Genomic DNA, 20,238 nt, shown 5'->3' on the forward strand with positions numbered 1-20,238 from the left:
GGCCCTCCTGGCCCGTGCGCGAGCCGACGCGCGCCCGCATGCCCGCCGTGCCCCGGGGAGCACCCCGCCCGGGCCCCCGCACACCTGAATTCCCTACGGAGCCCACCAGATGATGCGACACCTCATCTCGGCCGCCGACCTCACCCGCGACGACGCCGTTCTCATCCTCGACACCGCGGAGGAGATGGCCCGCGTCGCCGACCGGCCGATCAAGAAACTGCCCGCGCTGCGCGGCCGTACGGTCTGCAACCTCTTCTTCGAGGACTCCACCCGCACCCGGATCTCCTTCGAGGCCGCCGAGAAGCGCCTCTCCGCGGACGTCATCAACTTCGCCGCCAAGGGGTCGAGCGTCTCCAAGGGCGAGTCACTGAAGGACACCGCCCAGACCCTGGAGGCGATGGGCGTGGACGCCGTCGTCATCCGGCACGGCGCCTCCGGCGCCCCGTACCGCCTTGCCACCTCCGGGTGGATCGACGCCCCGGTGATCAACGCGGGCGACGGCACCCACCAGCACCCGACCCAGGCGCTCCTGGACGCGTTCACCATGCGCCGCCGTCTGATCGGCCCGGACGCAGGCCTCGGCCAGGGCCTTGACGGCAAGCGCATCACGCTCGTCGGTGATGTCCTGCACAGCCGTGTCGCCCGCTCCAACGTCGACCTGCTGCACACTCTCGGCGCCGAGGTCACGCTGGTCGCGCCGCCCACCCTGATCCCCGTCGGCGTCGAGAACTGGCCGTGCGAGGTGAGCTACGACCTCGACTCCACGCTCCCGAAGTCCGACGCCGTGATGATGCTGCGGGTGCAGCGCGAGCGGATGAAAGCCGCGTTCTTCCCGACCGAGCGCGAGTACTCCCGCCGCTACGGCCTGGACGGCGACCGCATGGCGCGGATGCCGGGACACGCCGTCGTGATGCACCCGGGGCCGATGGTCCGCGGCATGGAGATCACCGCCGAGGTGGCCGACTCCGAGCGCTGCACGGTCGTCGAACAGGTCGCCAACGGCGTGTCCATCCGCATGGCCGTCCTGTACCTCCTGCTCGGCGGCAACGAGCCCGCCGTCACCCACCCGGCACCCGCGACCACCCCGGCGACGAAGCGCTCCGCGCCCGCGTCCGCGTCCCGTATCGAGGAGAAGTAAGACATGAGCAAGATCCTGATCCGCGGTGCGCAGGTGCTCGGCGGCGAGCCGCAGGACGTCCTGATCGACGGCTCCGAGATCGCCGAGGTCGGCCAGGGCCTGGCCGCCGACGGCGCCGACGTCGTCGAGGCCGGCGGCAAGATCCTGCTGCCCGGCCTCGTCGACCTGCACACCCATCTGCGCGAGCCCGGCCGCGAGGACTCCGAGACGGTCCTCACCGGCACCCGCGCCGCCGCCAGCGGTGGCTACACCTCCGTGTTCGCCATGGCCAACACCTTCCCCGTCGCCGACACCGCGGGTGTCGTCGAGCAGGTCTACCGGCTCGGCAAGGAGTCCGGCTACTGCGACGTGCAGCCCATCGGCGCCGTCACCGTCGGCCTGGAGGGCAAGAAGCTCGCCGAGCTCGGCGCCATGCACGAGTCCGCGGCCGGTGTCACCGTCTTCTCCGACGACGGCAAGTGCGTCGACGACGCCGTGATCATGCGACGGGCCCTGGAGTACGTGAAGGCGTTCGGCGGCGTCGTCGCGCAGCACGCGCAGGAGCCGCGGCTCACCGAGGGCGCCCAGATGAACGAGGGCGTCGTCTCGGCGGAGCTCGGGCTCGGCGGCTGGCCCGCCGTCGCCGAGGAGTCGATCATCGCCCGCGATGTGCTGCTCGCCGAACACGTCGGTTCGCGCGTGCACATCTGCCACCTGTCGACCGCGGGCTCCGTGGAGATCGTGCGCTGGGCCAAGTCCCGCGGCATCGACGTCACGGCCGAGGTCACCCCGCACCACCTGCTCCTCACCGACGAGCTCGTGCGGTCCTACAACCCGGTCTACAAGGTCAACCCGCCGCTGCGCACCGAGCGCGACGTCATGGCGCTGCGCGAGGCCCTGGCCGACGGCACCATCGACATCGTCGCCACCGACCACGCCCCGCACCCGCACGAGGACAAGGACTGCGAGTGGGCCGCGGCCGCCATGGGCATGGTGGGCCTGGAGACCGCCCTGTCGGTCGTGCAGCACACCATGGTCGACACCGGCCTGCTCACCTGGGAAGGCGTCGCGGAGCGGATGTCGTGGGCGCCCGCGCGGATCGGCGGGGCCGCGGGGCATGGACGTCCCGTATCCGCGGGCGAGCCCGCGAACCTCACGCTCCTCGATCCGGCATACCGTGGAGCCGTGGACCCCGCGGGATTCGCCTCCCGCAGCCGCAACACCCCATACGAGGGCCGTGAGCTGCCGGGACGCGTCACGCACACGTGGCTGCGGGGCCGGGCCACGCTCGTCGACGGGAAGCTCCAGTGACTGCAACGCACCTTCTTGCCAGCCCCCACCTGACCCATCTGGCCGCCGAGGAGAAGTCGGCGGAGGTCACCGACTGGGCCGCCCGCACCGGCTGGGTCGTCGGCCTGCTGCTCTTCGTCGCCCTCGTCTACTGGCTGATGCGCGAGGGCTGGAAGTGGCGCGGCACCCTCCAGTCCGACCTGCCCGAGCTCGCCGACGCGCCGTCCGACCCCGGCCCGGCCACACTTGAGCTGACCGGCCGGTACCACGGCTCGACCACCGCGGGCCACTGGCTCGACCGGATCGTGGCGCACGGCCTGGGTACCCGCAGTCGGGTGGAGCTGACCCTCAGCGACGCGGGTCTTGACGTCGTACGCCCCGGGGCGAGGGACTTCTTCATCCCGAAGGAGGCGCTGCGCGAGGCCCGGCTCGACAAGGGCATCGCCGGCAAGGTCCTCGCCGAGGGCGGTCTGCTGATCGTCACCTGGGCGCACGGCGACAAGCTCCTGGACTCCGGGTTCCGCTCGGACCACGCCGCCGAACAGGCGGACTGGGTCGAGGCCATCAACAACATGATCGACACCACCAGCACAAGCCCCCACAGCGCCGACTCCGGCGCCGGGGCCGCCAGCACGACGGAAACGGAAGGCGCACGATGACGACCTCCACTCGGGGAGCCGTGAAGACTCCCGCCGTACTCGTCCTGGAGGACGGCCGCATCTTCCGCGGACGTGCCTACGGGGCGGTGGGGGAGACCTTCGGAGAGGCCGTGTTCTCCACCGGCATGACCGGCTACCAGGAGACCCTCACCGACCCGTCGTACCACCGCCAGGTCGTCGTGATGACCGCCCCGCACGTCGGCAACACCGGCGTCAACGACGAGGACCCCGAGTCCCGGCGGATCTGGGTCTCCGGCTACGTCGTGCGCGACCCCGCGCGCGTGCCCTCCAACTGGCGCTCCCGGCGCTCCCTCGACGAGGAGCTCGAGCGCCAGGGCGTCGTCGGCATCAGCGGCATCGACACCCGCGCGCTGACCCGCCACCTGCGCGAGCGCGGCGCCATGCGCGTCGGCATCTTCTCCGGAGACGCCGTCTCCGGCGACGCCGAGCTGCTCGCCAAGGTGCAGGACGCCCCGCAGATGAAGGGCGCGAACCTGTCCGCGGAGGTCGCCACCAAGGAGACCTACGTCGTCCCCGCGCTCGGCCCCGACGGCGAGACCCTGCCCATCGGCACCGCGAAGCTCACCGTCGCCGCCGTCGACCTCGGCATCAAGGGCATGACCCCGCAGCGCATGGCCGAGCGCGGCATCGAGGTGCACGTCCTGCCGGCCACCGCGACCGCCGACGACGTGTACGCCGTGAACCCCGACGGCGTGTTCTTCTCCAACGGCCCCGGCGACCCGGCCACCGCGGACGGACCCGTCGCCCTCATGCGGGCGGTCCTGGAGCGCGGCACGCCGCTGTTCGGCATCTGCTTCGGCAACCAGATCCTCGGCCGCGCCCTGGGATTTGGCACCTACAAGCTGAAGTACGGCCACCGCGGCATCAACCAGCCCGTGCAGGACCGCACCACGGGCAAGGTCGAGGTCACCGCGCACAACCACGGCTTCGCCGTCGACGCGCCGCTCGACCGGGTCTCCGACACCCCCTACGGCCGCGCCGAGGTCTCCCACGTGTGCCTCAACGACCAGGTCGTCGAGGGCCTCCAGCTCCTCGACCGGCCCGCGTTCAGCGTCCAGTACCACCCCGAGGCGGCGGCGGGCCCGCACGACGCCGCGTACCTCTTCGACCGCTTCACGTCTTTGATGAACACCGTCCCGATGGAGGGCCAGCGTGCCTAAGCGCACCGATATCCAGTCCGTCCTGGTCATCGGCTCCGGCCCGATCGTCATCGGTCAGGCCGCGGAGTTCGACTACTCCGGGACCCAGGCGTGCCGCGTCCTCAAGGCCGAGGGCCTGCGCGTCATCCTCGTCAACTCGAACCCCGCGACGATCATGACCGACCCGGAGATCGCCGACGCCACGTACGTCGAGCCGATCACCCCGGAGTTCGTCGAGAAGATCATCGCCAAGGAGCGTCCCGACGCGCTCCTGCCCACCCTCGGCGGTCAGACCGCGCTCAACACCGCGATCTCCCTGCACGGCAACGGCGTCCTGGAGAAGTACGGCGTCGAGCTGATCGGCGCGAACGTCGAAGCCATCAACAAGGGCGAGGACCGCGACCTCTTCAAGGAGGTCGTCGAGGCCGTCAACGCCAAGATCGGCCACGGCGAGTCCGCGCGCTCCGTGATCTGCCACTCCATGGACGACGTCCTCAAGGGCGTCGACGAGCTCGGCGGCTACCCCGTCGTCGTGCGCCCCTCCTTCACCATGGGCGGCGCGGGCTCCGGCTTCGCGCACAACGAGGACGAGCTGCGCCGCATCGCGGGGCAGGGCCTCACGCTGTCGCCGACCACCGAGGTGCTCCTGGAGGAGTCCATCCTCGGCTGGAAGGAGTACGAGCTGGAGCTGATGCGCGACAAGAACGACAACGTCGTGGTCGTCTGCTCCATCGAGAACTTCGACCCGATGGGCGTGCACACCGGCGACTCGATCACCGTCGCGCCCGCCATGACGCTCACCGACCGCGAGTACCAGACCCTGCGGGACGTCGGCATCGCGATCATCCGTGAGGTCGGCGTCGACACCGGCGGCTGCAACATCCAGTTCGCCGTCGACCCCGCGGACGGCCGGGTCATCGTCATCGAGATGAACCCGCGCGTCTCCCGGTCCTCGGCGCTCGCTTCGAAGGCCACCGGTTTCCCGATCGCGAAGATCGCGGCGAAGCTTGCCGTCGGCTACACGCTCGACGAGATCCCCAACGACATCACCGAGAAGACTCCGGCCTCCTTCGAGCCGACCCTCGACTATGTCGTCGTCAAGGCCCCCCGCTTCGCCTTCGAAAAGTTCCCGCAGGCCGACTCGACGCTGACCACGACCATGAAGTCGGTCGGTGAGGCCATGGCCATCGGACGCAACTTCACCGAGGCCCTGCAGAAGGCGCTGCGCTCCCTGGAGAAGAAGGGCAGCCAGTTCACCTTCACCGGCAGGCCCGGCGACAAGTACACGCTGCTCCGCGCGGCCGTGCGCCCCACCGACGGCCGCATCAACACCGTCATGCAGGCCATCCGCGCGGGCGCCACGCCCCAGGAGGTCTTCGACGCCACGAAGATCGACCCCTGGTTCGTCGACCAGCTCTTCCTCATCAAGGAGATCGCCGACGAGCTGACGGCCGCCGAGAAGCTGGACCCCGAGCTGCTCGCCGAGGCCAAGCGGCACGGCTTCTCCGACGCCCAGATCGCTGAGATCCGCGGCCTGCGCGAGGACGTCGTCCGCGAGGTCCGGCACGCCCTCGGAGTCCGGCCCGTCTACAAGACGGTCGACACCTGCGCCGCCGAGTTCGCCGCGAAGACGCCGTACTTCTACTCCTCCTACGACGAGGAGACCGAGGTCGCCCCGCGCGAGAAGCCCGCCGTGATCATCCTGGGCTCCGGACCGAACCGCATCGGCCAGGGCATCGAGTTCGACTACTCCTGCGTGCACGCCTCGTTCGCGCTGAGCGACGCGGGCTACGAGACCGTCATGGTCAACTGCAACCCGGAGACCGTCTCCACGGACTACGACACCTCCGACCGGCTCTACTTCGAGCCGCTCACCCTGGAGGACGTCCTGGAGATCGTGCACGCGGAGTCCCTCGCCGGGCCGATCGCGGGCGTCGTCGTCCAGCTCGGCGGCCAGACCCCGCTCGGCCTCTCCCAGGCCCTGAAGGACAACGGCGTCCCGGTCGTCGGCACCTCGCCCGAGGCCATCCACGCCGCCGAGGACCGCGGCGCCTTCGGCCGGGTGCTCGCCGAGGCGGGCCTGCCCGCGCCCAAGCACGGCACCGCGACCACCTTCGCCGAGGCCAAGGCCATCGCCGACGAGATCGGCTACCCCGTCCTCGTACGCCCCTCCTACGTGCTCGGCGGGCGCGGCATGGAGATCGTGTACGACGAGACCCGCCTCTCCGCGTACATCGAGGAGTCGACGGAGATCAGCCCGTCGCGCCCGGTCCTCGTCGACCGCTTCCTGGACGACGCGATCGAGATCGACGTGGACGCGCTGTACGACGGCCACGAGCTGTACCTCGGCGGCGTCATGGAGCACATCGAGGAAGCCGGCATCCACTCCGGCGACTCGGCGTGCGCCCTGCCCCCCATCACGCTCGGCGGCCACGACATCAAGCGTCTGCGTGCCTCTACGGAGGCCATCGCCAAGGGCGTCGGCGTGCGCGGCCTGATCAACATCCAGTTCGCGATGGCCGGGGACATCCTGTACGTCCTTGAGGCCAACCCGCGTGCCTCGCGCACGGTGCCTTTCACGTCCAAGGCGACCGCGGTGCCGCTGGCCAAGGCCGCCGCCCGCATCTCGCTCGGCGCGACCGTCGCCGAGCTGCGCGCCGAAGGCCTGCTCCCGGCGACCGGCGACGGCGGCGAGCTGCCGCTCGACGCGCCGATCTCCGTCAAGGAGGCCGTGATGCCCTGGTCGCGCTTCCGCGACATCCAGGGCCGCGGCGTCGACACGGTGCTCGGCCCGGAGATGCGCTCCACGGGCGAGGTCATGGGCATCGACACGGTGTTCGGCACGGCGTACGCCAAGTCGCAGGCCGGCGCGTACGGCCCGCTGCCCACCAAGGGCCGCGCCTTCATCTCCGTCGCCAACCGCGACAAGCGCTCGATGATCTTCCCGGCGCGGGAACTGGTCGCCCACGGTTTCGAGCTGCTCGCCACCTCCGGCACGGCCGAGGTCCTCAAGCGCAACGGCATCAACGCCACCGTCGTGCGCAAGCAGTCCGAGGGCGAGGGCCCCAACGGTGAGAAGACCATCGTCCAGCTCATCCACGACGGCCAGGTCGACCTCATCGTCAACACCCCGTACGGCACCGGCGGCCGCCTCGACGGCTACGACATCCGCACGGCAGCGGTGGCACGCTCCGTGCCGTGTCTGACGACCGTCCAGGGCCTCGCCGCCGCCGTCCAGGGCATCGACGCCCTCCACCACGGGGGAGTGGGCGTGCGCTCGCTCCAGGAACACGCGGAACGACTGACCGCGGCCCGCGACTAGCAGCCCACGAGGGGGACACCGGATGCGGTGTCCCCCTCCTCATGCCTCCTGGGGACACCACTGATGTACAAGCTCTTCTTCCGCCTGGTCTTCCGGCGCATGGACCCGGAGCAGGCCCACCACCTGGCCTTCCGCTGGATCCGCCTGGCCGCACGCGTGCCGGTCCTGCGCACGTTCGCCGCCGCCGCCCTCGCCCCGCGCTTCAAGGAGCTGCGCACCGAGGCGTTCGGGCTTCGCATGCACGGCCCCTTCGGGCTCGCGGCCGGGTTCGACAAGAACGCCGTCGCCATCGACGGCATGGCGATGCTCGGCTTCGACCACGTCGAGATCGGCACGGTCACGGGCGAGCCGCAGCCCGGCAACCCCAAGAAGCGCCTGTTCCGCCTCGTGCAGGACCGCGCGCTGATCAACCGCATGGGCTTCAACAACGAGGGCTCCGCGGCCGTGGCGGCCCGCCTGGCGGCCCGTGAGCCCGCCTTCAAGGCCGTCGTCGGCGTCAACATCGGCAAGACGAAGGCCGTGCCCGAGGCCGACGCCGCCGTCGACTACGTGAAGTCCACCGAGCGCCTGGCCCGCCACGCCGACTACCTGGTCGTCAACGTCTCCTCGCCGAACACGCCGGGCCTGCGCAACCTCCAGGCCACCGAGTCGCTGCGCCCGCTGCTCAGCGCCGTGCGCGAGGCCGCAGACCGCAGCGCCGACGGCCGCCGCGTCCCGCTGCTCGTGAAGATCGCGCCGGACCTCGCCGACGAGGACGTGGACGCCGTCGCCGACCTCGCCGTGGAGCTGGGCCTCGACGGCATCATCGCCACGAACACCACCATCGCGCGCGAGAGCCTCGGGCTCGCCTCCGCTCCCGACCTTGTCGCGGAGACCGGCGGCCTGTCAGGAGCGCCCCTCAAGGAGCGCTCCCTTGAGGTCCTGCGCCGCCTCTACGCGCGCGTGGGCGACCGGATCACCCTCGTGGGCGTCGGCGGCATCGAGAACGCCGAGGACGCCTGGCAGCGCATCCTCGCCGGCGCCACCCTGGTGCAGGGCTACAGCGCCTTCATCTACGAAGGCCCCTTCTGGCAGCGCGCCGTCCACAAGGGACTCGCCGCCCGCCTCGCCGCATCCCCGTACGCCACGCTCGCCGAAGCCGTCGGCGCCGACACCCGGAAGGCCTCCGCAGCATGAGCACCCTGGAACCCTTCGGCGCCAAGCTGCGCCGCGCCATGGACACCCGCGGCCCGCTGTGCGTGGGCATCGACCCGCACGCCTCGCTGCTCGGGGCCTGGGGCCTCGGCGACGACGTCAGAGGTCTGGAGTCCTTCACCCGCACCGTCGTCGAGGCCCTCGCCGACCAGGTGGCCGTCTTCAAGCCGCAGTCGGCGTTCTTCGAGCGCTTCGGTTCGCGGGGCGTCGCGGTCCTGGAGCGGGCGGTCGCGGACCTGCGGGCGGCGGGCGGCCTGGTCGTCATGGACGCCAAGCGCGGCGACATCGGCTCGACCATGGCCGCGTACGCCGAGACCTATCTGCGCAAGGAGGCGCCGCTGTTCTCGGACGCGCTGACCGTCTCGCCGTACCTCGGCTACGGCTCCCTGGCACCCGCGGTCGAGCTGGCCCGGGAGAACGGCGCCGGCCTTTTCGTGCTCGCCCTCACCTCCAACCCGGAGGGCGCCGAGGTGCAGCGCGCGGTGCGCGAGGACGGCCGGAGCATCGCGGCGACCATGCTGGGCCACCTGGCCGCGGAGAACGCCGGAGCGGCGCCCATGGGGTCCTACGGAGCCGTCGTCGGGGCCACACTCGGCGATCTGTCGACGTTCGACCTCGACATCAACGGGCCGCTGCTCGCCCCCGGCATCGGGGCGCAGGGCGCGACGCCGGCCGACCTTCCCCGTGTCTTCGGCGCGGCGGTGCGCAACGTCGTGCCGAACGTCAGCAGGGGCGTCCTCAAGGCGGGTCCCGACGCGGGTGCGCTGCGGGACGCAGCGGCGCGGTTCGCGGACGAGGTACGGGCGGCCGTGGCTGCCGCGTAGGCCCTGGAACTTCTTTCGACGAGAGCGCACGTCGGGGGGACAGAAAGGCGTTTCCGGATGCGGATTCCGCGTTTCGGGCGGACGCCGGGGGCGGCTCACACGCGCCGTTCTGACGTGTTGCTTACACGTCACCCGGCCAAAACAGGGGTGAAATGACCGATATGCCGGGCTCGGTGGAGGCTGACCAGGACTTTTCGTCTGTTCTCGCTGACTCCGGCGGCCATGGCCGCTAGTCTCCGACGAGTGGGGGCACCCCCACACCCTTTCAAGGTAGTGGGGGGACGACGGGCAAGCGCGTTGCGCGTTGCTCCCCTGGTGAGGGGCGACTAGGTTCCTCACCGGTCCGTATCCGACAGTTCGACATCCGAGGTGACGTAGGCGTGGCTCTTCCGCCCCTTACCCCTGAACAGCGCGCAGCCGCGCTCGAAAAGGCCGCCGCGGCTCGCCGGGAGCGGGCCGAGGTCAAGAATCGACTCAAGCACTCCGGCGCCTCCTTGCACGAGGTCATCAAGCAGGGCCAGGAGAACGACGTCATCGGCAAGATGAAGGTCTCCGCCCTCCTGGAGTCACTGCCGGGCGTGGGCAAGGTCCGCGCCAAGCAGATCATGGAGCGTCTTGGCATCTCCGAAAGCCGCCGCGTGCGCGGGCTCGGCTCCAATCAGATCGCGTCGCTCGAGCGTGAGTTCGGCAGCGCCGCTGGCTGATGTTCTCAGGCACTCCTGAGAACCTGGATAATCGCTGCATGGCTGCAACACCCCGGGGGACGTCCCCCGTACCCCCGGACGTACGTCCGCGGCTGACCGTGCTCTCCGGCCCCTCCGGGGTCGGCAAGAGCACGGTCGTCGCCCATATGCGCAAGGAACACCCCGAGGTCTGGCTCTCGGTGTCGGCGACGACCCGCAAGCCGCGCCCCGGCGAGCGTCACGGTGTCCACTATTTCTTCGTCTCCGACGACGAGATGGACAAGCTGATCGCCAACGGCGAGCTCCTGGAGTGGGCGGAGTTCGCGGGCAATCGCTACGGCACACCGCGCCAGGCGGTCATGGAGCACCTGGAGGCGGGTGTGCCCGTCCTGCTTGAGATCGACCTCCAGGGCGCCCGTCTGGTGCGCGAGTCGATGCCCGAGGCCCAACTGGTCTTCCTCGCCCCGCCGAGCTGGGAAGAGCTGGTCCGCAGGCTCACCGGCCGGGGGACCGAGCAGCCCGATGTCATCGAGCGCCGCCTCGCGGCCGCCCGCGTCGAACTGGCCGCCGAGGCCGAGTTCGACACCACCCTGGTCAACACCTCCGTCGAGGATGTAGCGCGCGAGCTGCTAGCCTTGATGAAAGTTGTTTGATCTTCACCCCCATCGGAAGGCAGAGAGTGTCCTCTTCCATTACCGCGCCCGAGGGCATCATCAACCCGCCGATTGATGAGCTGCTCGAGGCAACCGACTCGAAGTACAGCCTTGTGATCTACGCCGCCAAGCGCGCGCGCCAGATCAACGCGTACTACTCGCAGCTCGGCGAGGGCCTTCTCGAGTACGTCGGCCCTCTCGTGGACACCCACGTCCACGAGAAGCCGCTCTCGATCGCGCTCCGCGAGATCAACGCGGGCCTGCTGACGTCCGAGGCCGTCGAGGGCCCGGCGCAGTAACGAGCCGCAGTAAGCAGCAGCAGTACGTTCACCACGGGCCCGGCAGCGGGTGCCTCCCAGGTTCAGCCGGGGAAGCACCTCCCGGGCCTTTGGTGTGTCATGTGTGTCATGGAGCCGTACGCCTCCGGTCATCCGGATGAGGCGTATGCGATGGAGTGCGGGGCCGAGTGCGGGGAGGCACGGTGGACACGGTGGACAAGCCGAAGGTCGTTCTGGGGGTCAGCGGGGGGATCGCCGCCTACAAGGCGTGCGAGCTGCTGCGCAGGCTCACCGAGTCGGGCCACGACGTACGCGTCGTCCCCACCGCGTCCGCGCTGCACTTCGTCGGCGCCGCGACCTGGTCGGCGCTGTCCGGGCACCCGGTCTCCACGGAGGTCTGGTCGGACGTCCACGAGGTCCCGCACGTACGCATCGGACAGGGCGCCGACCTCGTGATCGTCGCGCCCGCCACCGCCGACATGCTCGCCAAGGCAGCCCACGGCCTGGCCGACGACCTGCTCACGAACACGCTCCTCACCGCCCGCTGTCCGGTCGTCTTCGCCCCGGCCATGCACACCGAGATGTGGGAGCACCCCGCCACCCAGGAGAACGTGGCCACCCTGCGGCGCCGCGGCGCCCTCGTCGTCGAGCCCGCGGTCGGCCGCCTCACCGGCGTCGACACCGGCAAGGGCCGCTTCCCCGACCCCACCGAGCTCTTCGAGGTCGTACGCCGTGTCCTGGCGCGCGGCGACCGGCCGGCCCAGGACCTCGCAGGACGCCATGTCGTCGTCAGCGCGGGCGGCACCCGCGAGCCCCTCGACCCCGTGCGCTTCCTCGGCAACCGCTCCTCGGGGAAGCAGGGCTACGCCCTCGCCCGCAGCGCCGCGGCCCGAGGCGCCCGCGTCACCCTGCTTGCCGCGAACACCGCCCTGCCCGACCCCGCGGGCGTCGACATCGTGCCCGTCGGCACGGCCGTGCAACTGCGCGAGGCCGTGCTCAAGGCCGCCGCCGACGCCGACGCGGTGGTGATGGCCGCCGCCGTGGCCGACTTCCGCCCCGGGACGTACGCCACCGGCAAGATCAAGAAGAAGGACGGCGAGGAGCCCGCCCCGATCGCCCTCGTCCGCAACCCCGACATCCTGGCCGAGATCGCGGGCGACCGCCCCCGCGCGGACCAGGTCGTCGTCGGCTTCGCCGCGGAGACGGACGACGTGCTGGCCAACGGACGAGCGAAGCTCGCCCGCAAGGGCTGCGACCTGCTCGTCGTGAACGAGGTCGGGGAGCGCAAGACGTTCGGCTCCGAACAGAACGAGGCGGTGGTGCTCGGTGCCGACGGCAGCGAGACCCCCGTGCCGTACGGGCCGAAGGAAGACCTCGCGGACACGGTCTGGGACCTGGTCGTCCAGCGCCTGGCGTGATGCCGTCCGGCGCCTCTCGTGTGACATGGGTCCCGCCCGGAAGTGCGGTGAAGATCACCTTTCTTCCGCCGGAGGGCTCAAACGCGACGAAACAGGGCGAGAGGCCCTCTGGTGGAGACGGATCGTCGTGACGCACAATGCAGTGCCGCAGGTCACAGGGCTCGTCTGACGAGACAAGTGACCACACGGCGGAGTGTGACCGATAAACTGGTCGTGGACGACGCCGAGCGCAGCTCTCGGCCCGTCCACCAATGATCAGCCAGCAGCCGCTGCAACCACAGGGAGCGATGTGTCCCGCCGTCTCTTCACCTCGGAGTCTGTGACCGAAGGTCACCCCGACAAGATCGCTGACCAGATCAGCGACACCATCCTCGACGCGCTCCTGCGCGAGGACCCGACCTCCAGGGTCGCCGTCGAAACGCTCATCACCACCGGCCTCGTGCACGTCGCCGGTGAGGTCACGACCAAGGCGTACGCGCCGATCGCGCAGCTCGTGCGCGACAAGATCCTCGAGATCGGGTACGACTCGTCGAAGAAGGGCTTCGACGGCGCATCCTGCGGTGTCTCGGTGTCCATCGGCGCCCAGTCGCCCGACATCGCGCAGGGCGTCGACACCGCGTACGAGAAGCGGGTCGAGGGCGATGAGGACGAGCTGGACAAGCAGGGCGCCGGCGACCAGGGCCTGATGTTCGGCTACGCCTGCGACGAGACCCCGGAGCTCATGCCGCTCCCGATCCACCTCGCGCACCGCCTGTCCCGCCGCCTCTCCGAGGTCCGCAAGAACGGCACCATCCCGTATCTGCGCCCCGACGGAAAGACCCAGGTCACCATCGAGTACGACGGCGACAAGGCCGTCCGCCTCGACACCGTCGTGGTGTCCTCGCAGCACGCGAGCGACATCGACCTGGACTCGCTCCTCGCGCCCGACATCCGCGAATTCGTGGTCGAGGCCGAGCTGAAGGCACTCCTCGACGACGGCATCAAGCTGGAGACCGAGGGCTACCGCCTCCTGGTGAACCCCACCGGCCGTTTCGAGATCGGCGGCCCCATGGGCGACGCCGGCCTCACCGGCCGCAAGATCATCATCGACACGTACGGCGGCATGGCCCGCCACGGTGGCGGCGCCTTCTCCGGCAAGGACCCGTCCAAGGTCGACCGCTCCGCCGCCTACGCCATGCGCTGGGTCGCCAAGAACGTCGTCGCGGCCGGTCTCGCCTCCCGCTGCGAGGTCCAGGTCGCGTACGCGATCGGCAAGGCCGAGCCGGTCGGTCTGTTCGTCGAGACCTTCGGCACCGCCAAGGTCGACACGGACCGCATCGAGACCGCCATCAGCGAGGTCTTCGACCTCCGCCCGGCCGCGATCATCCGCGACCTCGACCTGCTGCGCCCCATCTACTCCCAGACCGCCGCGTACGGCCACTTCGGCCGCTCGGCGCCCGAGTTCACGTGGGAGCGCACGGACCGCGTGGAGGCGCTGCGGAAGGCTGTCGGCCTGTAGACGCGAACGCATCAGCAAGGGCTCGAGGCCCGGCACTCCTTCGGCAGAGGGAGGGCCGGGCCTCGGTCTTTTCCGTGAGCGAGCAGGGGCTCGGGCGGCCACGCGTGTCCTGGCGGACCGGACGAAAACCCGGAGGGCGGTGCGCCCGTCCGGCGGCCGGGGCGGCCGCGGCCCGCGGTGTCAGACCCGTCTGGTAGGAATTTGGCTGTGAGCAGCGAGGACGGTCGGTCGGGTGGTGCGGAGGGTGCCGTGCCCGAGCAGCTTGCGCTCATTCGGGAGAGTGTGCGGAAGGCCAGGACGCCCAAGGCGAAGCCGCGTACGTGGCGCGGGGCCGAGCTGGCCGAGGGGCTGCCGGTGGCGCGGGTCGTCGTCGACAAGGGGGTGCTGCACCTCGACCGGTACTTCGACTACGCCGTGCCGAAGGAGCTCGACGAGGCCGCGCAGCCCGGGGTGCGGGTGCGGGTGCGGTTCGGGGCCGGGTCGCGGAACGTGCGCGGGGGGCGGCGCGAGGGCGGTGGGCTCATCGACGGCTTCATCGTCGAGCGGTGCGCCGAGTCGGACTACAACGGGCCCCTTGCCGCCCTCGCCCAGGTCGTCTCGCCCGAGCCCGTACTCGACGGGGAACTGCTCGGCCTCGCCCGCGCCGTCGCCGACCGGTACGCGGGCAGCCTCGCCGACGTACTGCAACTCGCGGTCCCGCCCCGCCACGCCCGTGCCGAGTCCCGGCCCTCACCCGCCCCCGCCCCGCCGCCGCCCGCGCCCGAACCCGCGTCATGGCAGCGGTACCGGCGCGGCGCGGAGTTCGTGGCGTCCCTCGCCGCGGGCGGCGCCCCCCGCGCCGTCTGGACCGCGCTGCCAGGGCCGCAGTGGGCCGACGAGATCGCCGTCGCCGTGCAGGCCACCCTCGCGTCGGGCCGCGGCGCCCTCGTCGTCGTTCCTGCCGGGAGGCCCGCCGCGCGCGTCGACGCCGCGCTGCGCGAGCGGCTCGGTGAGGGGCGGCACGCCCTCCTGACCGCCGACGCTGGGCAGGAGCGGCGCTATCGGGAGTGGCTCTCCGTGCGCCGCGGTGCCGTGCGCGCGGTCGTCGGCACCCGCGCGGCCATGTTCGCCCCGGTGCGCGATCTCGGCCTCGTCGCGGTGTGGGACGACGGCGACTCCAGCCATGCGGACGACAACGCTCCGTTTCCGCAGGTGCGGGAAGTGCTGGAACTGCGCGCCGCGCGGGACAAGTGCGGCTTTCTGCTGGGGAGTTGGAGCTGCACCGTCGAGGCCGCCCAGTTGGTGGACAGCGGCTGGGCGACCCCCATGGCCGCCGACCGTGAGCAGGTGCGGGGCGCCGCTCCGCTCGTACGGACCGTCGGTGACGGCGACCTCGCGCGTGACGGTGCCGCGCGTGCCGCCCGGCTGCCCACACTGGCCTGGCAGGCCGCCCGCGAAGGCCTCAAGCACGGGCCCGTTCTGGTGCAGGTGCCCCGGCGCGGGTATGTGCCGCGGCTCGCGTGCGAGCGGTGCCGGGTGCCCGCGCGGTGCAGGCACTGCGCCGGGCCGCTGGAGGCGCGCGACGACGGCGGGCTCAGTTGCGCGTGGTGCGGGCGGGGTGAGGCGTCCTGGCACTGCCAGGAGTGCGGCGGCTTCCGGCTGCGCGCCCAGGTGGTGGGGGCCCGTCGTACGGCCGAGGAGTTGGGCCGGGCCTTTCCCGCGGTGCCGGTGCGGACGTCCGGGCGTGAGCAGGTCCTCGACACGGTGGGTGCCGCGCCCGCCCTCGTGGTGAGCACCCCCGGCGCGGAGCCGGTGGCCGACGGCGGGTACGCGGCCGCGCTGCTGCTCGACGGCTGGGCGATGCTGGGCCGCCCCGACCTGCGCGCGGGCGAGGAAGCGCTGCGGCGCTGGATCGGCGCGGCCGCCCTGGTGCGCGACCAGGGTGCGGGCGGCACGGTCGTGATCGTCGCCGAGCCGACGCTACGGCCCGTCCAGGCCCTTGTGCGGTGGGACCCCGTGGGGCACGCGGTCCGGGAGCTCGCCGAGCGGGCGGAGCTGGGGTTTCCGCCGGTCTCCCGGATGGCCGCGGTGTCCGGGCCCCGGGACGCCCTGACGGAGTTTCTGCGCGGTGTCGAACTCCCCCCGGACGCCGAGGTCCTGGGCCCGGTCCCGGCCGCCGTCACGGAGCCGGGCCGACCCCGCAGACCCGGGGACGCGCCCCCCGGTGAGCACGGGGAGCGGGCCCTGGTGCGGGTGCCCCCGGGGAGCGGTGCGGCGCTGGCCCGCGCCCTGAAGACCGCGCAGGCCGCGCGGATGGCCCGGGGGGCGGCGCAGCAGGCCGCGATCCGGGTACGGATCGATCCGGCCGACATCGGCTGACGGCGAACCGGGCGCTGCCGCGGCGCCCGGCTCTGCGGCGCCTACGCCTGCGGCGCCCGGTTCTGCGGCGCCTACGCCTGCGGCGCCTGGTCGTCCGGTGTCGGTGTTCGGTACCGGCGTCCGGCCGGGGCCCGGCCCGGGGCGCCCCGTAAGGGGCGCGAGGAACTGCGCGAGCGGCCGCAGAACAGCCGCAGACGCGTCTGCTGAGTACTGAGCAGACGCGTCTGCGGCATGTTCGTGGCTGGTCGCGCAATTCCCCGCGCCCCTTTACGGGGCGGTCAGCCGTTGCGTGGGCCGGGGAAGGCTCCGGGGCGCATCTCGTCACGGAGGCCGGGGCTGCCCGCTGTCGGCTGGGTCGGCATGGCGCGGGCCGCGGGGACGGACGGCAGCGGTGCCCCCAGGGGAACCGTGCGGGTGGCCGCGGCGGGCGCCGGCTCGGCCGTGTGCTCGGGTTCGGCGGTGGCCGGTGCGGCGGCCCGGCGCGCGCCGTAGCGGCGGTGCACTGCTTGCTTGGTGACGCCGAGCGCGGAGCCCACGGCGTCCCACGAGAAGCCGAGTGAGCGGTCGAAGTCGACTGCCGCGGTCACAAGGGTCTCGACGCTGTCCCGCAGTTCCTGGGCGAGGCGGACGGTCGGGGCGGGAGCGCGTCCGTACACGACGAAGCCCGCGGAGGGGCTGGAGCGGCGCGGGCGGTACACGTTGCCGAGCTGGGCGGTGAGGGTGCGCAGTGCGTCCACCTGGCGGCGGACCCGCTCGATGTCCCGCACCAGCAGATGCAGGCTGGCCCGGGCCTGGGCGTCGTGGGTTGCGTGGTCGGCCATGAACAAGCCTCTCGAACCGGCGTTGGGGGATCGGGATGGGAGGAGGTAGGGGACGGGGGATGGGGATTACGGGGATTTGGGTGCAGATTTGGGGAGAAGGGGGTGAAGTCTGGAAAAGGGGGAAGCCGTGCGGCTGGCGTGGAGTGCGGGCGGAGGGGTGGGCGGAGGGGAGTGCCGTGCGGTGGTGGGGAGGTCGTGCGGTTGCGGGGAACGGGGAATGGGGAATGAGGAGCGGGCCGCGTGTGCGGCCCGTAGTGGTCAACTCTTTCTTGACCAACGCGTCACGTCGTGAGGGGTCACGGTCCCGGGGCGTATGCGCATATGCACAGGGCGCACGCTGCTGCGTACGCCCCCGGCATTCCGCTGGGCAGGGCCCATAGACTGGTGCGTCGCCGACTCCCAGAGAACCGAGGTATCGCCCAGTGAAACTGGTCTTCGCCGGCACCCCCGAGGTCGCCGTCCCCGCCCTGGACGCCCTGATCACCTCCGGCAGGCACGAGGTGGCCGCCGTCGTCACCCGCCCCGACGCGCCCGCGGGCCGTGGCCGCAGGCTGGTCGCGAGCCCGGTGGCCGAGCGCGCGGAGGAGGCCGGGATCGAGGTGCTCAAGCCGGCGAAGCCGCGGGACGAGGAGTTCCAGGCCCGACTGCGGGAGATCGCCCCCGACTGCTGTCCGGTGGTGGCCTACGGCGCGCTGCTGCCGAAGTCGGCCCTGGACATCCCGGCCCGCGGCTGGGTCAATCTGCACTTCTCGCTGCTGCCCGCCTGGCGCGGCGCCGCCCCCGTACAGCACTCGATCATGGCGGGCGACGAGATCACCGGCGCGTCCACGTTCCTCATCGAGGAGGGCCTCGACTCCGGTCCCGTGTACGGCACGGTCACCGAGGAGATCCGGCACACGGACACCAGCGGCGACCTCCTGACCCGCCTCGCGTTCGCGGGCGCGGGGCTGCTCGCCGCCACGATGGACGGCATCGAGGACGGCTCCCTGTCCGCCGTGCCGCAGCCCGCCGACGGCGTCAGCGTCGCGCCGAAGATCACCGTGGCGGACGCGCACATCGACTGGTCGGCGCCCGGGCTTCGCGTCGACCGCGTCGTGCGCGGCTGCACGCCCGCGCCCGGGGCGTGGACGGTGTTCCGGGGCGAGCGCCTCAAGCTGATCCAGGCCACGCCCGTGCCGGACCGCACCGACCTCGCCCCCGGTGAGATCGCCGCGGGCAAGAAGAACCTGTACGTCGGTACGGGCTCGTACGCCGTGGAACTGCTCTGGGTGCAGGCACAGGGCAAGAAGCCGATGGACGCCGCGGACTGGGCGCGCGGGGCGCGGATCACTTCGGGGGAGCGCCTCGGCGCCTAGCCGCCTTCCCCCCCGGCGGGTGGGAGGCCGCGCGCGGGCGTCGTACGCTGACATGGTTAGCCCCACCACCAGCAGCGGAGCACCTTTGAACGACCAGCCGAACCGGCGTCCCGGCACCCAGGGCAAGTCCGGTAAGTCCGGTAAGCCCGGCAAGCCGTACCGCCGACCGCAGAAGGACCCCGTCCGCTTCCTTGCCTTCGAGGCGCTGCGGGCCGTCGACGAGCGGGACGCGTACGCGAACCTCGTGCTGCCGCCGCTGTTGCGCAAGGCCCGCGAGAAGGAAGGGCCTGAGAAGTTCGACGCACGGGACGCGGCGTTCGCCACCGAGCTGGTGTACGGGACGCTGCGCCGTCAGGGGACGTACGACGCGATCGTCGCCGCCTGCATCGACCGGCCGCTGCGCGAGGTCGACCCGCCGGTCCTGGACGTGTTGAACCTCGGCGTCCACCAACTGCTCGGCACCCGGATCCCCTCGCACGCCGCCGTGTCGGCGTCCGTGGAGCTGGCGCGGGTGGTGCTCGGCGACGGGCGGGCGAAGTTCGTGAACGCCGTGCTTCGCAAGGTCGCCAAGGACGACCTCGACGGCTGGCTGGAGAAGGTCGCGCCGCCCTACGACGAGGACGCCGAGGACCATCTCGCCGTCGTCCACTCGCATCCGCGGTGGGTGGTGTCGGCGCTGTGGGACTCCCTCGGGGGCGGCCGCGCGGGCATCGAGGACCTGCTCGAAGCCGACAACGAGCGGCCCGAGGTGACGCTGGTGGCACGGCCCGGCCGGGCCACCGCCGACGAGCTGCTCGACTCGTTCGACGCGGAGTCGGTGCTTCCGGGGCGCTGGTCGCCGTACGCGGTGCGGCTCAGCGAGGGCGGTGAGCCGGGGGCGATCCCGCTGGTGCGCGAGGGCAGGGCCGGGGTGCAGGACGAGGGCAGCCAACTGGTCGCGCTCGCACTCGCGAACGCGCCGGTCGAGGGGCGCGACGAGAAGTGGCTGGACGGCTGTGCGGGCCCCGGCGGCAAGGCCGCGCTGCTCGCCGGGCTCGCCGCCGAGCGCGGGGCCGTGCTCATCGCCGCCGAGAAGCAGCCGCACCGGGCCCGGCTCGTGGACCAGGCACTCACCGGGAACCCCGGCCCCTACCAGGTGATCGCCGCCGACGGGACCAGGCCGCCGTGGCTGCCCGGCACCTTCGACCGGGTCCTGATGGACGTGCCCTGCACGGGACTCGGCGCCCTGCGGCGGCGGCCTGAGGCGCGCTGGCGGCGGCGGCCCGAGGACCTGGAGGGCTTTGCTCCGTTGCAACGTGGTCTGTTGCGCTCCGCGTTGGAGTCCGTGCGGGTGGGGGGAGTCGTCGGGTACGCCACGTGCTCGCCGCACCTCGCCGAGACTCGGGCCGTCGTGGACGACGTCCTCAAGCAGTGGGGGGCGGCGGAGTTGCTTGACGCGCGGGAGTTGCTGCCGGGGGTTCCGGCGCTCGGGGACGGGCCTGATGTGCAGTTGTGGCCGCATCTGCACGGCACCGATGCGATGTATCTGGCGGTCATTCGGCGTACTGGGTGAGGGGGCTTCCCCCCTTGCCCCGTTCGGGGGGGCCTTGGGTGCCGTTTGTCGGCGCT

Annotated in this window: 16 protein-coding genes; 15 read left to right on the plus strand and 1 reads right to left on the minus strand. The window is 71.8% G+C overall.

The window, feature by feature from the left end; translation table 11 throughout:
- Positions 1-109: 109 nt before the first annotated feature.
- The 13 genes from IG78_RS0106940 (at position 110) to IG78_RS0107000 (ending at position 16,454) form a co-directional block, all read left to right on the plus strand.
- Positions 110-1,138: an aspartate carbamoyltransferase catalytic subunit gene (locus IG78_RS0106940; RefSeq protein WP_030560485.1), complete on the plus strand. Its 1,029-nt coding sequence runs from the start codon at positions 110-112 to the stop codon at positions 1,136-1,138.
- Between the two features lie 3 nt (positions 1,139-1,141).
- Positions 1,142-2,428, plus strand: coding sequence for a dihydroorotase (locus tag IG78_RS0106945; RefSeq protein ID WP_030560486.1), 1,287 nt, complete (start codon positions 1,142-1,144; stop codon positions 2,426-2,428).
- Positions 2,425-3,066, plus strand: coding sequence for a PH-like domain-containing protein (locus IG78_RS0106950; protein WP_030560487.1), 642 nt, complete (start codon positions 2,425-2,427; stop codon positions 3,064-3,066). Before IG78_RS0106945 ends, IG78_RS0106950 begins: the two co-directional genes overlap by 4 nt.
- A complete protein-coding gene (carA, locus tag IG78_RS0106955; protein WP_030560488.1) occupies positions 3,063-4,247 on the plus strand; it encodes a glutamine-hydrolyzing carbamoyl-phosphate synthase small subunit in 1,185 nt (394 codons plus the stop codon). The genes IG78_RS0106950 and carA overlap by 4 nt, the downstream gene beginning before the upstream one ends.
- Complete coding sequence (gene carB / locus IG78_RS0106960) at positions 4,240-7,548, plus strand: carbamoyl-phosphate synthase large subunit (RefSeq protein WP_030560489.1); 3,309 nt, start codon at positions 4,240-4,242, stop codon at positions 7,546-7,548. The genes carA and carB overlap by 8 nt, the downstream gene beginning before the upstream one ends.
- Before the next feature lie 63 nt (positions 7,549-7,611).
- On the plus strand, positions 7,612-8,724 hold the full coding sequence (locus tag IG78_RS0106965; RefSeq protein WP_030560490.1) for a quinone-dependent dihydroorotate dehydrogenase: 1,113 nt from the start codon (positions 7,612-7,614) through the stop codon (positions 8,722-8,724).
- Positions 8,721-9,566 carry an orotidine-5'-phosphate decarboxylase gene (gene pyrF, locus IG78_RS0106970; RefSeq protein WP_030560491.1) on the plus strand — a complete coding sequence of 282 codons (846 nt, stop codon included), beginning with the start codon at positions 8,721-8,723 and terminating at the stop codon, positions 9,564-9,566. The genes IG78_RS0106965 and pyrF overlap by 4 nt, the downstream gene beginning before the upstream one ends.
- Before the next feature lie 380 nt (positions 9,567-9,946).
- Positions 9,947-10,270, plus strand: a complete 324-nt coding sequence (locus tag IG78_RS0106975) for an integration host factor (RefSeq protein WP_030560492.1) — start codon at positions 9,947-9,949, stop codon at positions 10,268-10,270.
- 38 nt (positions 10,271-10,308) lie between these two features.
- Positions 10,309-10,902, plus strand: a complete 594-nt coding sequence (gmk, locus tag IG78_RS0106980) for a guanylate kinase (protein WP_078964752.1) — start codon at positions 10,309-10,311, stop codon at positions 10,900-10,902.
- 26 nt (positions 10,903-10,928) lie between these two features.
- Positions 10,929-11,201: a DNA-directed RNA polymerase subunit omega gene (rpoZ, locus tag IG78_RS0106985; protein WP_003982715.1), complete on the plus strand. Its 273-nt coding sequence runs from the start codon at positions 10,929-10,931 to the stop codon at positions 11,199-11,201.
- A 191-nt stretch (positions 11,202-11,392) separates the two neighbouring features.
- Positions 11,393-12,598, plus strand: a complete 1,206-nt coding sequence (gene coaBC / locus IG78_RS0106990) for a bifunctional phosphopantothenoylcysteine decarboxylase/phosphopantothenate--cysteine ligase CoaBC (RefSeq protein WP_030560495.1) — start codon at positions 11,393-11,395, stop codon at positions 12,596-12,598.
- Positions 12,599-12,887: 289 nt separating this feature from the next.
- Positions 12,888-14,096: a methionine adenosyltransferase gene (gene metK / locus IG78_RS0106995; protein ID WP_030560496.1), complete on the plus strand. Its 1,209-nt coding sequence runs from the start codon at positions 12,888-12,890 to the stop codon at positions 14,094-14,096.
- A gap of 207 nt (positions 14,097-14,303) precedes the next feature.
- The gene (locus IG78_RS0107000) at positions 14,304-16,454 is read left to right on the plus strand and encodes a primosomal protein N' (protein ID WP_030560497.1); all 2,151 of its coding nucleotides are present in this window, start codon (positions 14,304-14,306) and stop codon (positions 16,452-16,454) included.
- A 278-nt stretch (positions 16,455-16,732) separates the two neighbouring features.
- Here the strand turns inward: IG78_RS0107000 and IG78_RS0107005 are convergent, their stop codons facing one another.
- A complete protein-coding gene (locus IG78_RS0107005) occupies positions 16,733-17,275 on the minus strand; it encodes a hypothetical protein (protein WP_030560498.1) in 543 nt (180 codons plus the stop codon).
- Between the two features lie 422 nt (positions 17,276-17,697).
- On the opposite strand from IG78_RS0107005, the gene fmt reads away from it, so the two are divergent.
- Together fmt and IG78_RS0107015 are read left to right on the plus strand one after the other, a co-directional pair.
- Positions 17,698-18,630, plus strand: coding sequence for a methionyl-tRNA formyltransferase (gene fmt, locus IG78_RS0107010; RefSeq protein WP_030560499.1), 933 nt, complete (start codon positions 17,698-17,700; stop codon positions 18,628-18,630).
- Between the two features lie 85 nt (positions 18,631-18,715).
- The gene (locus IG78_RS0107015; protein ID WP_030560500.1) at positions 18,716-20,182 is read left to right on the plus strand and encodes an RsmB/NOP family class I SAM-dependent RNA methyltransferase; all 1,467 of its coding nucleotides are present in this window, start codon (positions 18,716-18,718) and stop codon (positions 20,180-20,182) included.
- The last annotated feature ends 56 nt before the right edge of the window (positions 20,183-20,238 follow it).

This window comes from Streptomyces aureocirculatus, assembly GCF_000720475.1.
GTDB classification, from domain to species: domain Bacteria; phylum Actinomycetota; class Actinomycetes; order Streptomycetales; family Streptomycetaceae; genus Streptomyces; species Streptomyces aureocirculatus.

Coding starts and splice junctions, on each gene's coding strand:
- IG78_RS0106945 (WP_030560486.1), top strand. CDS start 1,142: ATGAGCAAGATCCTGATCCGCGGTGCGCAGGTGCTCGGCGGCGAGCCG.
- IG78_RS0106940 (WP_030560485.1), top strand. CDS start 110: ATGATGCGACACCTCATCTCGGCCGCCGACCTCACCCGCGACGACGCC.
- IG78_RS0106965 (WP_030560490.1), top strand. CDS start 7,612: ATGTACAAGCTCTTCTTCCGCCTGGTCTTCCGGCGCATGGACCCGGAG.
- carA (WP_030560488.1), top strand. CDS start 3,063: ATGACGACCTCCACTCGGGGAGCCGTGAAGACTCCCGCCGTACTCGTC.
- pyrF (WP_030560491.1), top strand. CDS start 8,721: ATGAGCACCCTGGAACCCTTCGGCGCCAAGCTGCGCCGCGCCATGGAC.
- gmk (WP_078964752.1), top strand. CDS start 10,309: ATGGCTGCAACACCCCGGGGGACGTCCCCCGTACCCCCGGACGTACGT.
- IG78_RS0107005 (WP_030560498.1), bottom strand. CDS start 17,275: ATGGCCGACCACGCAACCCACGACGCCCAGGCCCGGGCCAGCCTGCAT.